Raw genomic sequence first — 15,744 nt, forward strand, 5'->3', positions numbered from 1 at the left:
GCCTCAGCGGCGCACGTCGTAGCGCCCTTCACCGACCAGTGCCTCGACCTCGGCTTCCGACACCAGGTTGAAGTCGCCCGGGATCGAATGCTTGAGGCAACCGGCGGCCAGGCCGAAGCGGATGGTGCGCTCCGGCTCCCAGCCGCCGATCAGGCCATGCAGCACGCCGGCGGCGAAGGCGTCGCCGCCACCGATGCGGTCGACGATCGGGCCCACTTCCTCCTGCGGCGCCAGCGCGGTGCCGCGGTCGCGGTCGACCAGCACGCCGGACAGGGCGTGGTGGTCGACGTTGCGCGGGGCGCGGATGGTGCAGGCCATCCACTGCAGGTGCGGGAAGGCGGCGAACGCGTCGGCCGCGGCGGCCTCGACCCGGGCCAGTGCCTCGGCCTGCGGGTACTGGCCGCCCAGGACCACGCCCATGTCGCGGTAGTCGGCGAACAGCAGGTCGGCCTCGGCCATCAGTTCGGACAGGATCGCCCTGGCGTCGCCCTGCCATACCTCCCACAGCTTCGGCCTGAAGTTGCCGTCGAAGGAGACCTTCGCTCCGGCAGCGCGCGCGGCGCGGGCCGCGGCCAGGGCGGCGGCGGCGGTGTTGGCGCCCAGCGCCGGGGTCACCCCGGACAGGTGCAGCCAGTCGGCGCCCTGCAGCAGCGCCGGCCAGTCGTAGGCGTCGGCCGGGGCCAGGGCGAAGGCCGAGCCGGCGCGGTCGTACAGCACCTCGGCCGGACGGTGGATCGCGCCGGGCGCGAGGAAGTACAGGCCCATGCGGCCGGGCGCCTTGCGCAGGCCGGAGGTGTCCAGCCCGTGGCGGCGCAGTTCGCCGGCGGCCGCTTCGCCCAGCGCGTTGTCGGCCACGGTGCCCACCGCCGCGACCTGGTGGCCGAAGCAGGACAGGGACACGCCGACGTTGGCCTCGGCGCCGCCGATCCGCACTTCCAGCTGCGGGCTCTGCAGCAGCCGCTCGCGGCCGGGCGCGCTCAGGCGCAGCAGCAGTTCGCCGAAACATACGACTCGCGCCATCTTCCCTCCTCGATGAAGTGCCGCCGGGCACCGGTGCGATGGTGGCATGCCGCGCAGGCGACAGCCGTTGACTATCGGTGTCAATTCTAGCGGCAGGTTCGCCCCGGGAGGCAGTAGCCGCTGCCGGACCGTGCTGCGCTGCAAGATGAAGCGGCCGTCGGCAGGTGTTAGGTTCCCGTTTGACCAGCGGTGTCATCCCGTTGGCAGAGACCTATACCGACACTCTCGATTTCACGAGTATTCCTCTGGGAGGGGATATGCACACCCGGAACATCCGCCGGAAGACACCGGTTACCTTGCTGGCCGCGTCGATCGGCCTGGCGCTGTACATGCCGTCGGCGTTCGCCCAGGACGCCGCCGCGCAGGATCCCGCCGCACAGGCCATCGACCTGGACACGGTGGTGGTCACCGGCTACCGGGCCAGCCTCGAGCGCGCCCTGGACATCAAGCGCGGCGAGGTGGGCATGGTCGACGCGGTCGTGGCCCAGGACATCGGCAAGTTCCCCGACCTGAACCTGGCCGAGTCGCTGCAGCGCATCCCGGGCGTGGTCATCACCCGCGACGGCGGCGAAGGCCGCCAGATCACCGTCCGTGGCCTTGGCCCGGACTTCACCCGCGTGCGCCTGAACGGGCTGGAAGCGCTGAGCACCGTCGGCAGCACCGATGGCCAGGGCGGCACCAACCGTGGCCGCGGCTTCGATTTCAACGTGTTCGCCTCGGACCTGTTCTCGCAGCTGATCGTGCGCAAGACCGCATCGGCCGACGTGGACGAAGGCTCCCTGGGTGCCACCGTGGACCTGCGGACCGCGCGCCCGTTCGACTACGACGGCTTCACCGCGGTCACCAACGTGCAGGCCAGCTGGAACGACGCTGCCGGCGCTGCCAGCCCGCGCTTCGCCGGCCTCATCGCCGACACCTGGGCCGACGGCAAGTTCGGCGCCCTGTTGTCGGTGGCCTATTCCGAGCGCCAGACCGTCGACGAAGGCACCGGCACGGTGCGCTGGGCCAACGGCCCGGCCAACGGCAACTTCAGCCCGGCCTCGCCATTCCAGCAGGCCAGGTCCGCCGATGTCTTCGCGCCGCGCTTCCCGCGCTACACGCTGATGGAACACGACCAGAAGCGCCTGGGCGTGACCGGCGCGCTGCAGTTCCGACCGACCGACCGCACCGAGTTCAACTTCGATGCGCTGTACTCGAAGATCGACGCGCAGCGCGACGAGAAGTACATCGAGGCCAACGGCCTGAGCAAGTCCACCGCCGACGGCAAGGCGCAGATCCTGGTCAACGATGGCGAGATCCGGAACGGCGCACTGGTCTACGCCCGGATGGACAACGTCGACATCCGCGCCGAGAACCGCCACGACGAGTGGACCACCGAGTTCTACCAGTTCAGCCTGGACGGCGAGCACGAGTTCAGCGACAGCTTCACCGTGTCGGGCAAGATCGGCACGTCCAAGTCGGAGCACAAGAATCCGGTCCAGGCCACGGTCATGATGGACAAGCTGGATGTCCAGGGTTACAGCTACGACTACCGCGGCAACATGAACAAGCCGGTGTTCAACTACGGCGTCGACCCGACCGACCCGAACGGCTGGACCCTGTCCACCATCCGCCTGCGCGAGAACTACGTCACCAACGAGTTCGACACCGGCCAGCTGGACTTCACCTGGCTGATCGGCCCCTCGTTCACCCTGGTCGGCGGCATCCAGGCCAAGGACTACAGCTTCGATTCGAGCGAGCGCCGCCGCACGGCTAACGAGACCATCGTGCCGAACTTCGCCAGCGGCACCCGGATCGTGCCGGCCGACATGACCGAGCTGGCCAGCCTCAAGGGCCTGACCGGCGCGCCGGGCACCTGGGTCGTGCCGGACTTCGACAAGATCGTCGACCTGTTCGATGTCCTCAGCGGCGAAGGCACGTTCGCCCTGTCCAACTTCGCGCCCAGCGACCGCGGCGTGGAGGAGAAGGACCGCGGCGCCTACCTGATGGGCAAGTTCTCCACCGACCTGGGCCCGATCCCGCTCTCGGGCAATTTCGGCGTGCGCTACGTCAAGACCGAGCAGACCTCGAGCGGCATCGCCACCGCCAGCGGCGTCCCGACCGCAGTCACCGTATCGCGCGAGTACAGCGACACCCTGCCGTCGCTGAACCTGGTGGCGGAGCTCGCCCCGGACTTCCTGGTCCGCTTCGGCGCGGCCAAGGTCATGTCGCGTCCGGGCCTGGGCAGCCTGACCCCGGGCGTCACGGTCAGCGTCAGCGGCAGCGCGCGCACGGTCAGCGGCGGCAACCCGCTGCTGAATCCGACGCGCGCGAAGACCGCCGACCTGGGCTTCGAGTGGTACTTCAACGAAGGCGCGATGCTCGGCCTTGCCGTGTTCTACAAGGACATCGACAGCTTCATCCAGAACACCCGCGAGTCCAGGGTCTATGCCGACAGCGGCCTGCCCGCCAGCCTGCTCGACGGCACCAACGCTTCGGTCACCGACGAGTTCGTGTTCACCGTTCCGATCAACACCCCCGGCGGCGACCTGACCGGCCTGGAATTCAACTACACCCAGCCGTTCACCTTCCTGCCCGGCTTCTGGCAGGACTTCGGCGTGCAGCTGAACTACACCTACGTCGACTCGGAGATCCAGTACCTGCTGTCGACCGGTGCCGCGGCGCAGAAGGCCGCCATGACCGGCCAGTCCAAGAACTCCTGGAACGCCACGCTGTTCTACGAAGGCGCACGCTTCTCCGGCCGCATCTCGGCCACCAACCGCGATGACTTCCTGATCCAGGTGCCCGGTACCGAAACCGGCTTCAACAGCGCCGCCAACGGCTACCACGGCCAGAGCGGCACCACCGTCCTGGACGCCTCCATCCGTTACAAGATCAGCGACAACGTCGAAGTGAGCCTGGAAGGCAGCAACCTGACCAACGAGGCGCAGGAATCGTGGGTCGCCAACCCGTCGGTGGCGCTGCCGCTGGAGTACAGCGAGACCGGCCGCACGTTCCTGCTGGGTCTGCGCTACAAGTTCTGATCGCCTGATACTGCGTGCCGTGCGAGGCCGGGGCGGCAAGAGCCGCCCCGGCCTTTTTTGTGCATCGCTCCCTTCCTTGCGGCCATCTTGATGGGCGCGCAAGCGCGATGGCCACGCTGCCGCGGCAGCAGGCGTGGTGCGCTGCAAGATGCCAAGGCCCGGTGGCGCTGCTAGCTTTCACGTTGACCAGCGGTGTCATTCCGGCATCCGCACGCGTTCGGCACGCTCTCGGCGTGCCCACATCACCACGTACCCTGGGGAGGGAGATGACGATGTCGCAGCACACCAGCCGTCGGAAGACACCGGTTACCATGCTCGCCGCCGCGATCGCGGTCGCACTGTCGGCCCCCGTCGCGGCGCTTGCGCAGCAAGCCGATGCCGCGCCCGCAGGCGCCGAGGTGACCGACCTCGACCAAATCGTGGTGGTCGGCAGCTTCCGCGCCAGCCTGGAGCGGGCGCTGGAGCAGAAGCGCTACAGCACCGAGCAGATCGATTCGATCATGGCCGAGGACATCGGCAAGTTCCCGGACCTGAACCTGGCCGAGGCGCTGCAGCGCATCCCGGGCGTGGCGATCGACCGCGACGCCGGCGAGGGCCGCTCGATCAGCGTGCGCGGCCTGGGCTCGGACTTCACCCGCGTGCGCATCAACGGCCTGGAGGCGCTGGCCACCACCGGTGCGACCGACAGCTCCGGCGGCGCCAACCGCAGCCGCGGCTTCGACTTCAACGTGTTCGCCTCCGAGCTGTTCAGCAACGTGCGCGTGCGCAAGACCCAGTCGGCGCAGGTCGACGAGGGCTCGCTGGGCGCCACCGTCGACCTGCGAGTGGCGCGGCCGTTCGACTACAAGGGATTCACCGCCTCTGTCGGCGTCAACGGCGGCTACAACGACCTGTCCGGCGAGGTGAACCCGCGTGCCTCGGCGCTGATCGCCAATACCTGGGCCGACGGCCGGGTCGGCGCATTGCTGTCGGCCGCCTACAGCGAGCGCACCCTGTTCGAGGAAGGCTTCAGCAGCGTGCGCTGGGCACCGGGCGACGCCACGCCCAGCAGCACCACCACCTTCTGCAGCCCGCTCGGCTACACCCCGCAGCAGCCGGCCAACAACAGCGGCCGCGGCTCCTCGGCGGCCAACTGCCACAACTCCGGCGGCGTGCTGATCCCGCGTCCGGCCAACACCCCGCAGAACGTGGCCGCCTACGTGGCCGCGCGCGACTCGTTCCACCCGCGCCTGCCGCGCTACGGGCGCCTGACCCACGATCAGGAGCGCACCGGCGTCACCGGCTCGCTGCAGTTCAAGCTCGGCGACGCGACCACGCTCAGCGTGGACGGCCTGTACTCCAAGCTGGACTCGACCCGCCAGGAGGACTTCCTGCAGTCGATCTCCTTCAGCCGCAACTCCTCGCAGGGCGGCAAGGCGCAGACCATCGTCCGCGCCGCAGAAGTCAACGACCGCGGCGACCTGGTCTACGGCGTGTTCGACAACGTCGACGTGCGCGCCGAGTCGCGCTTCGATGCGCTGACCACCGAGTTCACCCAGTTCAGCGCCCTGCTCGAGCACGAGTTCAACGACCGCCTGCGGATGGATGCGCTGGTCGGCACCTCCAAGTCGGAGTTCAGCAATCCGCGCCAGACCACGGTGACCTTCGACATCCAGAACATCCAGGGCTACAGCTGGGACTTCCGCAACAACCGCAACCTGCCGGACATCAACTACGGGTTCGACACCGGCGACGTCAACGCCTGGAACTGGATCAGCAACCCACCGGTCAACAGCACCGGCTCGGAGATCCGCATCCGCCCGCAGGGCACCGACAACCAGTTCGACAACGCCAAGGTCGACCTGGCGTTCCTGGCCAGCGAGAGCTACACCCTGCGTGGCGGCCTGGCCTGGAAGCAGTACGACATGCGCTCCTACGAGTCGCGCCGCGCCTCCGAAACGGTGGTGCCCGCGCTGCCGGCGGGCACGACCCTGGCCGACGTGGCCACCCGCATCACCGGGTTCGGCAAGGGCCTGGGCTCCAGCTCGCCCTCGTCGTGGGTGATCCCTGACTTGGGCAAGCTGGTCCAGCTGTTCGACATCTACTGCAACTGCAACACCGGCGCCCCCGGCGGCGACTTCACCCTCACCGGCATCACCAACGGCAACGCCCGCACTAACAACTTCGGCATCAAGGAAGAGGACACCGGCGGCTACCTGCAGGTGGACTTCAACCTGGACCTGGCCGACCGACCGCTGCGCGGCAACCTCGGCGTGCGCTACGCCCACACCGAGATCGAGGCGACCGGCTACACCTCCGTCGGCGGCGGCACCCAGGTCGTGTACGACCACGACTACGACGACTGGCTGCCGTCGCTGAACGTGGCCTGGGACGTGGCCGACGACGTGGTCCTGCGCTTCGGCGCGGCCAAGGTGATGGCGCGGCCGCAGCTGGCCTCGCTCAACCCCGGCTCGGGCATCAGCTTCAACGCCACCGGCGGCACCAGCACCGCCAACGTCGGCAATCCGTTCCTGGAACCGTTCCGCGCCACCACCGTGGACTTCAGCGCCGAGTGGTACTTCGCCGACGAGTCGCTGCTGTCGCTGGCGCTGTTCTACAAGGACATCGACACCTACATCCAGCAGTACCGGCAGAGCATGCCCTACGCCGACACCGGCCTGCCGCTGGAGTGGCTGCCGCCGGGCTTCGATCCGCAGAACGAGGTGGACTTCCGCCAGTGGATCAACACCCCGGGCGGCCCGCTCAAGGGCTTCGAGATCAGCTACCAGCAGCCGTTCACCTTCCTGCCCGGCTTCTGGAAGGATTTCGGCGCGATCATGAACTACACCCGCGTGCAGTCCGAGATCACCTACGGCAATCCGGACGTGCTGAACTCGGACGTGACCTTCGTCAACGACCTGGTGAACCTGTCGCCGACGTCCTACAACGCCACCCTGTTCTACGACAACGGCAGCTTCGCCGCACGCGTGGCCATGTCCTACCGCGACGACTACCTGCAGCGCGTGCCGGGCCAGAACGGCAACGACGTGGAAGGCAAGCGCGACACCCGCAGCGTCGACGCGATGCTGTCCTACAAGGTCAACAAGCACATGACCGTGACCCTGGAGGGCATCAACCTGACCGACACCTTCAACCAGCAGTACGTGGACTCGTACCGCGACAGCACCTCGGTCTACCACCACACCGGCCGCGAGTACTATCTGGGCCTTCGCTACAAGTTCTGACCCTCGATGGACCGGCCGCGCCCCACAATCCGTCGCCACGGGCGCCGCCGGGAAACCGGAAGCCGGCTTTCCTCCATGCCGATGCATGGAGGGGGCCGGCTTTTTTTCCTCCTGCCCGATAGAGGTGACGGCGGCACCAAGGCGCGGCCCATGTACCAGGCGCCGCTCCCATGAAAGGCGCCGGAATGCGCGCGCGGCTCGCGGTCCGCCTGCTCATGCTGGCGGGACTGCTGGCATGCGCGCTCGCGGCCACGGCCGACGCGCCGGCGCCGGGCATTGACCCGGTGGCCGAGAACATGCTCCTGCTGCAGACGCCCTCGGGCGGCTGGTCGAAGCACTACCGCGACAGGAAGGTCGACTACGGCCGCCGCTACGACGCGGGCGAGCGCGCCGCGCTGCGCGACCCGCAGCGGCACGACGACGCGACCCTGGACAACGAGGCCACCACCCGCGAGATCCGCTACCTGGCTCAGGCCCACGCCGACACCGGCAACCCGGCCTACCTCGATGCCGCGCGCCGCGGCGTGGCCTGGCTGCTGGGCGCGCAGTATCCCAATGGGGGATGGCCGCAGTTCCATCCCGACCGTTCCTCCTATCGCCACCAGATCACCCTCAACGACGACGCGATGGTGAACGCGCTGGCGCTGTTGCAGGACATCGCCGAAGGCGAGGGCGCACTGGCCGCGTTGACGCCCGAATACGGCGCGCGCGCCGCCGAAGCAGTACGGCGCGGCATCGACAACCTGCTCGCCCTCCAGGTCCGGATCGACGGCCGGCCGACGATCTGGGCGGCGCAGTACGACGAGGTCACCCTGCAGCCGGCCAAGGCCCGCGCCTACGAACTGCCGTCGCTGGCGGTGGCCGAGTCCGTCGGCGTGCTGCGCCTGCTGATGCGCCAGCCGCGACCCGATGCCCGCATCGTCGCCGCGGTCGACTCCGCCGCCCGCTGGCTGGAATCGCACCGCCTGCGCGACCTGGCCGTGCGGCGCATCGACGACCCGGGCGAGGAGACCGGCAAGGACGTGCAGGTGGTGCGCGAACCCGGCGCCTCACTATGGGCGCGCTTCTACGACCTGGAACGCCAGCAGCCGCTGTTCGTCAACCGCGACAGCCAGCGCGTGGCGTTCGCCGAACTGCCCAACGAACGCCGCACCGGCTACGCCTGGTACGGCACCTGGCCGGAGAAGCTGCTGGCACAGGAACTGCCGCGCTGGCGCGAGGTCCATGCCGTGGCGCCCGGCGCCGCCGACTGATGCCGCAACCCCTACCGTCCGTGCAAGTGGAACACCCCTCCGATGATTGAACCGATCCGCCCCGTCCTGTTCGCCGCCCTCGTCGCCGCCTTACTGGCCGCGCCGCCCGTTTGCGCGAACGCGGACGGCACCCCGCGGCTGCTGTTCCGGGTCTCGGCCGACCAGGGCTTCGTCGCCGACCACGCCGAAGGCGACGCGGTGCCGAACTTCCAGGACAAGGTGAAGATCGTCCCGACCGGCGTGCAGGGCGGCGCGATCGAATGGGCCGATGACGGCGTGCTGGCCTGGAACGCGCCGGGCAACATCTTCGCCGAGCGCGGCACGCTGTCGTTCTTCTGGCGGCCGCGCTACGCAGTGGGCGAGGCGCCGTTCGTGATCTTCCGCGTCGGCTACGCCGACCACAGCAGCTGGGACATGGTCTGGCTGCGGATCGACTGGAACGGGAACGGCTTCGACGCCTTCGTCACCGACGCCAACCTGGCGCGCACGCGGGTGTCGTTCAAGCTGGACAAGGTCCCCGGCCCGAAAGACTGGACGCACCTGGCCTTCGCCTGGGACGAGACCGCCGGCGTGCGCCTGTACGTGGACGGCAGCGAGGTCGCGCGCGAAGGGACCACCGGCGACTACGATGCGGCGCTCGACCAGCTCGGCCTGGCCGGGCGGGTGATGGCGCCCTACCAGGTGCAGAGCCGCTACAACTTCCTGCGCGGCAGCGACTTCGACGAGATCCGGGTCTATGACCGCATGCTCGACGCGCCCGGCGTGGCCACGCTGGCGCGCCGCGGCGACCTGGCGGCGGCCAGGCCCGCCTCGTCCGTCGCCATCGGCGACAACGCGCGGCAGTCCGCGTGGCGGCACCGCTACGGCTGGGAGCAGGGCAAGGCACCGCCGGCGCTGGCCGCGCCGGCCACCTCGATCCGCCACCTCGGCTTCGCCGACGTGAAGGACCTGAAGCAGTGGATGTGGAAAGGCAACGACGGCATCCCCGAGACCACCTGGCCGGGCGTGTACAACCGCTCGCGCCTGCCCGGCCGCGACGACTACTTCCAGCTGCCGGACTGGAACACCTACGTCGAAGGTGGCCAGGCGCTGGACCTGGCGATGCCCGACGAGCCGTTCAACCGGGTCGAGATCCGCGGCGCGGCCTACGGCCAGGCCAGCCACGGTCCTGACCGCGACCACCAGCAGCCGCTGTTCGAACGGCCGCAGGGCGTCGTGCGCAGCGTCGACCAGTTCGCCGCCCGCAGCGGCGGCCACCTGCGCTTCACCAACACCACCCAGGAAACGCCGATCCAGGAGATCTGGGCCTACCACGTCACCGACGCGGCGGAGCCGGAAGGCACGGTCAGGCAGACCTACGTGGTCGACAGCACGATCCTGCCCGACTACGGCAACGTGCAGGCGCTGCGGCAGTACATCGACGGGCGCTTCCTGCCGGCGCGGCGCAGCACGGTGATGGCGCTGCCCAAGGGCGCCGGCTCGCGCAAGCGTGGCGAAGACACCCTGCCGACCGCGGCCGAACCGATCGTGCACGTGCTCATCCCGTCGGGCGTCGGCGATGCACCGCCGGCGCAGCCGCTGATCCGCAGCTGGGCGCACAGCTGGGAGAACATGTACGACGGCCTGGACGGGGTCGCCATCGACCTGCCCGCGCTGGACCTGCCGGCCACGCAGGACGGCCTGATCCCGCTCAACATCCGGGTCAAGGACCCGATCTGGCCGGCGCGCGACATGATCGACGTGTCGGTGTCGGTGCAGCCGGGGCAGAAGCGCACGCTGTGGCTGGACCTGCGCGACCGCATCCTCACCGCCGACAGCCTGTGGATCAGCGTCGCCTCGGCCGCGCCCGGCTTCAACGCGCGCTCGCTGCACGGCGCCGAGGTCCGGCTGGTGTTCAAGGACCGCGCCGAAGCCAAGAAGCAGCACATCGCCGACCGCTTCGACCAGGTCCGCGACAACTGGGGCTTCCTGGTCGAGGAGCACACCACCTCCAAGCGCCAGCGCCTGTACGCGCGCGTGTATGCCGACCTGAGCGACCTGCTGCGGGTCGACCCGGACCACCAGCAGGGCCGCCAGTACTGGAACTACATCAGCTACAACAGCCAGGGCCGGCCGCTGTTCGTGCAGCCGCAACCGCCCAAGGGCGTGCCGCTGTGGGCGTTCCGCCAGGTCGAGGACCTGAAGGCCGCGCGCCGCTTCATCGACTGGTGGATCGACAACCGCCAGGTCGAATACGGCGATTTCGGCGGCGGCCTGTCCGACGACACCGATCTGGTCCAACAGTGGCCCGGGCTGGCGCTGATGGGGATCAAGCCCGACAAGATCAACGCCTCGCTCACCGCGCTGGCCGAGGCGGTCTATCGCAACGGCCTGTTCGCCAACGGCCTGAGCACGATCGAGACCGACGAGCTGCACGCCTACGAGGAAGGCATCAACAGCAACAGCGCGATGCTCTACCTCAACTGGGGCGACCCGCTCACCCTCGAGCGGCTGATGGAGACGGTCAAGGCGTACGACGAGCGGATCATCCTGACCAACCCGCAGGGCCACCTGCTGTGGTCGAGCAACTGGTTCGGCGGCCACAAGATCTACCGCGAACCGAACTGGCAGTGGCAGAAGCCGTACTCGTTCCCGGCGCTGCACCCGGCTTTCCTGCTCGGCGACTGGAACGCCGACCCGACCGGCCGCAGGCTGGTGACCGGCCTGGCCGACAGCTACCTGGCCCATGCCTACACCGACAAGGACGGGCGCTGGACGCTGCCCAACGAGATCCACTGGGCCACCGGCGAGACCCGCGGCGGCGAGCTGGTCCAGGGCTCCGGCGGCGGCGACACCATGCACCTGTTCTGGGCCGCGCACCGCTGGACCGGCGACGACAGGTACCTGCGCGCGCTCGACTACCGCGCCGAGCGCAGCGGGCCGGGCAGTCTGTCCAACCTGGGCGAGAACTTCATCAGTTTGCTCGGCCGCCAGGACGACTGGGGCCAGGCGCTGGTGGAAGCGGCCGACAAGGGCGCCACCGGCTTCCCCAGCCTGGCCGCCTGGCAGCAGACCGGCGACAAGCGGTACCTGGAGGCTTTGCACGCTGAGGGCATCGAGTCCAAGGCGCTGCGCGAGTACATGATCACCGAGGGCCACTGGTGGTCCGACCGCGTCGAGGCACCGACCGAGTTCCTGCAGCGCGCGCGCCTGGGCGGCATCGCGCTCAAGCGCAACCAGTCGTATCCGGGCCACACGGTGAGCTGGCGCTTCGAGCAGGACGGCGGCGCCGAGCAGGTCGCGATCCTGGTGCCCGACCCGCGCCGCGACCGCTTCAAGGTGATCGGCTTCAACCTCGGCGCCAAGCCGCAGCGCGCGAGCATGACCGGCTGGAACGTCGACGCCGGCACCTGGCGCATGACCTCGGGCATCGACCGTGACGGCGACGACCGCATCGACGGCAAGGCCGCCACGCGCGAGTTCGCGCTGGAGAAGGGCGCCTCAGTGGAAGTGGTGTTCCCGCCGATGCAGACGTTGGTGATGGAGTTCGAGTTGCTGGCGCCGGGCACGCCGGTGGAAACCCGCCCGGACCTGGGCATCGGCCGCGGCGACGTGCGCGTGGCCGGCGACGCGGTGGAAGTGACCGTGCACAGCCTCGGCCATGCCGGCACCGGCGCCGGTTACGCGGTGCTGGAGGACGCGCGCGGCCGCGAACTGTTGCGCGTGGCGGTGCCGGCGCTGGCCGCGCCCAGTGACCTGCTGCCGAAGACCACGGTGGTGACCCTGCCGCTGGGCGGCCGCGATCCGGAGGGGCTGTACGTGCGCGTGGCATTGGACGGCGACGCCGAGGAGGTCACCCGCGTCAACAACCGCCGCGCCGTGCGCTAGCGAAGCGGCACGCTGCGGCCGCGGGCAGCAGTGGCAGGCAAGAGGCCGGGCATGCCCGGCCTCTTGCTTTCATGCGCCACGGTATCCGGAGGGTTCCGATGCCGAGTCCGGGACAAACGCAGCCGCAGGCCGCAGGCGCTACAACGGCAGTATCCGCACCAGGACGATGACGGCGATCGCGGCGAACAGCCAGGCGACCACACGCTTGAGCAGCGCGGCGTCCACCGCGCCGGTAGTGCCCGGCCTCTGCCCGAACCCGACCACGAAGGCATGCGCCGGCAGCGCCACCACCAGCAGGAATGCCGCGATCCAGTACAGCGTGTCGTCGCCCAGCCGCGGCCAGAGCCAGGACATCGCCAGTCCGGTGAACACCCCGGCGAGCGCCGCCGTGAGCGGTGTGGGTGTGATCCTCATCCTGCCGCCTGCCTCGCTGTCGTCGGCCGCAGTCTACAGGGCGTGCGCAGCGCAATCCCCGCACCCGCTCGCCATTGCGGCGCGCCGCACGCGCCGGCACGCCGTTGCTCGACCCTGCGGGCAGCCCCGGGCGCCTGCGCGACTTGCCGGTGCCTGGCATCCGCAGGATCGCGCCTACATCGTCCCCCGCTGGATGAAGGGCGCCTGCTGCCACAGGCGGCGCTCGCCACCACGCGGATCGTCGGCCAGCGCCGGCGGCAGGTCGAACAGCAATGTCTGCCGCCGTGCCATGGAATACGGTTCCCAACCGGGGATGCCGGCGTGGTTCGGATCGCCGTGCCGGGCCAGCGCCAGCAGCGCATTGCTCATCGCATCGGCCATCTTCTGCGCACCGGGGCCGTCGCCGGTACGCGAGCCGGGCTGGCGGACGTTGTCGAACACCAGCGGGATGTCCAGCGTGTGGAATGCGCGCCATTTGCCGTCGTCCAGCGGCGAGCCCCAGTCCAGCTGGTAGGCCCAGGTCGGTGCCGCCGGCTCCGCCTGCCGCGCGCGCGCTTCCAGTTCCTCGACCGCGCCGCGCCAGGAGCGCCCGGCGGTGGTCGCGACGAAGAACACCTCCGACGGCGTGTAGTGCGGGTACAGGCGCCGGTACTCGGCCACCACCAGATCGGCGCGGAGGTCGACGTACTGCTGCCGTTCCAGCCGCGCCGGCAGCGCCTCCCAGGACAGGGCGAAGTTCTGCGGATCGTTGCCGAGGAACGCGCGCGTCTCGTCTCGGGTGTTGCCGACCACCATCGGGATCGCCGCCGACTGCGCCGGCGCGTCGGGCCAGAACGGATGCCTCGGCAGCGTCTCGCCGTCCATGACCGGGCCGAAGTACAGGCGCGTGTCCTCGATCCGCGAGAAGTCGCGCACCGCCGTCGCCTCCAGGATCCGTTCCACCGGCAGCGCGCCCAGCCGCGGCAACGCATCGGGCGCGGCCGGGTCGATGCCCAGCGCCTGCAGGAACAGCTGCGCGCGCTGGGTCGCCGCGCGCGGGCCGGCCGCGGTGACCTGCTGCCCGCTCATGGTCCAGGCGCGGTGGAACAGGCCGCGCGCGGACGGCATCGCCATCAGCGTGGCGATCTTGGCGCCGCCGCCGGACTGGCCGAACACGGTGACGTTGCCCGGATCGCCGCCGAACTCGGCAGCGTGGTCACGCACCCAGCGCAGCGCCTGCACCAGGTCGAGCTGGCCGGCGTTGCCCGATGCCGCGTACTCGCTTCCGCCGAGCAGGCCCAGGTACAGGTAGCCGAACGCGTTGAGCCGGTGGTTCACCGTGACCACGACCACGTCGCCGCGCCGGCACAGGCGGCCGCCGTCGTACAGCGGATCGCTGCCTGACCCGGTGTCGTAGCCGCCGCCGTGGAAATAGACCAGCACCGGCCGCCTGCCACCGTCGCGCAGGCCCGGGGTCCACAGGTTGAGGAACAGGCAGTCCTCGCTGCCGGGGCCGTCGTGGCCGCGCTGCGGCGCGGATGCACCGTAGGCGATCGCCTCGGCCACCCCGCGCCACGGTTGCGGCGAGCGTGGCGGCCGGAAGCGGGTGGCCGCGGTGTCGGCCCCGTAGCGGATGCCCCGGAACGCGTGCACGCCCTGCTCGAACACACCGCGCACCCGGCCACTGCGGGTAGTGGCGACCACGCTGGAAGCGGACGCGGCAAACGCCAGCGGGCCGATGCCGGCGAGGACGGCGCCGGCGCCGGCGGCCTGCAGCAGCCGGCGACGCCGGAAATCGGCCGGATCACCGCCGGCGGGGAAGGTCGGATCCGGCATCGTTCAGTCCTTCATCCGGGCCGGGCCCGGCGGTGCCTGTTCGTGTATCCAGGCCAGCGCCAGCTGCGGCCACAGCGCCAGCGTCCCGCGCGCCGCGCGCACGCCGAAGCCATGGCCGCCGTGCGCGTAGAGATGGGTTTCGTGTCCGATGCCCGCCTCGCGCAATGCGGCCTCGAACAGCAGGCTGTTCTCCACCGGCACGACGTCGTCGTCCTGCGCGTGCAGCAGGAACACCGGCGGCGTGGCTGCGTCGACGCGGTTCTGCAGCGAGTACGCCCGCACCGAAGCGGCGTCGGGCGCATCGCCGAGCAGTTCCTGCCGCGAACCCGGATGCGCGTGTGCGCCCATGTCGATCACCGGATAGACCAGCAGCACGTAGGCCGGTCGCGCATCCAGTCCGTCGGCCGCGTCGACCGGCGCGTACACCTGCTCGCGGTGCCGCGTGGCCAGGCTGGCGGCGACGTGCCCGCCGGCGGAGAAGCCCATGACTCCCACGCTGCCGGCGTCCACACCCCACTCGGCCGCGCGCCGGCGGATCAGGCGCATCGCCCGCTGCGTGTCGGCCAGGGGCACATCGCGCGCATCGCGATGGCCTTCGCCGGGCAGGCGGTACTGCAGCACGAACAGGGTCAGGCCGCCGGCCTCGGCGAAGGCGGGGACCAGCGCGGTGCCCTCCTTGTCCAGCACCACGCGCTGGTAGCCGCCGCCGGGGACGACCAGCAACGCGCGCCCATCCGGGTGGGCGGGGCGGTACACGGTCAGCGAGGGCGCGGCTATGCCGTCGGCATAGCGGTCGGGCAGGGCCGGGTCGGCGCTGCGTTCGACGATGCGCTGCGCCAGCGACAGCCCCTGCGAGCCCGGCGCCGGTCCGGGCCAGAGCGGCACCTGCACCGGCGCGGCGGCGCCATCGACCGGGGCCGGTGCCGCGAAGGCGGGAAGCGCCGCCGCCACGGACACGAACAACAGCCAGGCACGGCTACCGCGCGCGCGCCGCGACGCGCCGATCAGGTGCTCCAGTAGCCGGTACAGCGGATGCATGGGAGGCCCTCGCCGGATGTTGCGTTGCAGCGTGCAGAGGCGCATTGACGCGGTGCACATTGCGGCATGACACCGGTTTACCATATACAG

At 70.1% G+C, this 15,744-nt stretch carries 8 protein-coding genes; 4 read left to right on the forward strand and 4 right to left on the reverse strand.

The genetic code is table 11. The annotated features are described in order from the left end of the window. Positions 1-3: 3 nt before the first annotated feature. Entirely contained in the window at positions 4-1,020 is a 1,017-nt protein-coding gene (locus WQ53_RS07860; RefSeq protein ID WP_052631640.1) for a sugar kinase, read from the reverse strand. Positions 1,021-1,277: 257 nt separating this feature from the next. Between WQ53_RS07860 and WQ53_RS07865 the strand changes: the two genes are divergently transcribed. The 4 genes from WQ53_RS07865 to WQ53_RS07880 all read left to right on the forward strand — a co-directional run bounded on the left by WQ53_RS07865 (position 1,278) and on the right by WQ53_RS07880 (position 12,387). Continuing rightward, positions 1,278-4,043: a TonB-dependent receptor gene (locus WQ53_RS07865; protein WP_052631642.1), complete on the forward strand. Its 2,766-nt coding sequence runs from the start codon at positions 1,278-1,280 to the stop codon at positions 4,041-4,043. A 272-nt stretch (positions 4,044-4,315) separates the two neighbouring features. Further along, positions 4,316-7,267 carry a TonB-dependent receptor gene (locus WQ53_RS07870; protein WP_144409267.1) on the forward strand — a complete coding sequence of 984 codons (2,952 nt, stop codon included), beginning with the start codon at positions 4,316-4,318 and terminating at the stop codon, positions 7,265-7,267. 170 nt (positions 7,268-7,437) lie between these two features. Next, the gene (pelA, locus tag WQ53_RS07875; RefSeq protein ID WP_236685929.1) at positions 7,438-8,520 is read left to right on the forward strand and encodes a pectate lyase; all 1,083 of its coding nucleotides are present in this window, start codon (positions 7,438-7,440) and stop codon (positions 8,518-8,520) included. A 42-nt stretch (positions 8,521-8,562) separates the two neighbouring features. Continuing rightward, on the forward strand, positions 8,563-12,387 hold the full coding sequence (locus tag WQ53_RS07880; protein ID WP_052631648.1) for a LamG-like jellyroll fold domain-containing protein: 3,825 nt from the start codon (positions 8,563-8,565) through the stop codon (positions 12,385-12,387). Positions 12,388-12,525: 138 nt separating this feature from the next. Here the strand turns inward: WQ53_RS07880 and WQ53_RS07885 are convergent, their stop codons facing one another. The 3 genes from WQ53_RS07885 to WQ53_RS07895 all read right to left on the reverse strand — a co-directional run bounded on the left by WQ53_RS07885 (position 12,526) and on the right by WQ53_RS07895 (position 15,654). Then, positions 12,526-12,801 (reverse strand): hypothetical protein, encoded by a 276-nt coding sequence (locus tag WQ53_RS07885; protein ID WP_052631650.1) that lies wholly within the window; start codon positions 12,799-12,801, stop codon positions 12,526-12,528. Between the two features lie 174 nt (positions 12,802-12,975). Continuing rightward, positions 12,976-14,616, reverse strand: a complete 1,641-nt coding sequence (locus WQ53_RS07890; protein WP_052631652.1) for a carboxylesterase/lipase family protein — start codon at positions 14,614-14,616, stop codon at positions 12,976-12,978. 3 nt (positions 14,617-14,619) lie between these two features. Beyond that, a complete protein-coding gene (locus WQ53_RS07895) occupies positions 14,620-15,654 on the reverse strand; it encodes an alpha/beta hydrolase (RefSeq protein ID WP_082112912.1) in 1,035 nt (344 codons plus the stop codon). Between the last annotated feature and the right edge of the window lie 90 nt (positions 15,655-15,744).

Source organism: Pseudoxanthomonas suwonensis (genome assembly GCF_000972865.1).
GTDB lineage: Bacteria > Pseudomonadota > Gammaproteobacteria > Xanthomonadales > Xanthomonadaceae > Pseudoxanthomonas > Pseudoxanthomonas suwonensis_B.

Bases quoted from the DNA above. Each gene is read 5' to 3' on its own strand.
- WQ53_RS07860 (WP_052631640.1), bottom strand. From the start codon at position 1,020: ATGGCGCGAGTCGTATGTTTCGGCGAACTGCTGCTGCGCCTGAGCGCG.
- WQ53_RS07865 (WP_052631642.1), top strand. From the start codon at position 1,278: ATGCACACCCGGAACATCCGCCGGAAGACACCGGTTACCTTGCTGGCC.
- WQ53_RS07870 (WP_144409267.1), top strand. From the start codon at position 4,316: ATGTCGCAGCACACCAGCCGTCGGAAGACACCGGTTACCATGCTCGCC.
- pelA (WP_236685929.1), top strand. From the start codon at position 7,438: ATGAAAGGCGCCGGAATGCGCGCGCGGCTCGCGGTCCGCCTGCTCATG.
- WQ53_RS07880 (WP_052631648.1), top strand. From the start codon at position 8,563: ATGATTGAACCGATCCGCCCCGTCCTGTTCGCCGCCCTCGTCGCCGCC.
- WQ53_RS07885 (WP_052631650.1), bottom strand. From the start codon at position 12,801: ATGAGGATCACACCCACACCGCTCACGGCGGCGCTCGCCGGGGTGTTC.
- WQ53_RS07890 (WP_052631652.1), bottom strand. From the start codon at position 14,616: ATGCCGGATCCGACCTTCCCCGCCGGCGGTGATCCGGCCGATTTCCGG.
- WQ53_RS07895 (WP_082112912.1), bottom strand. From the start codon at position 15,654: ATGCATCCGCTGTACCGGCTACTGGAGCACCTGATCGGCGCGTCGCGG.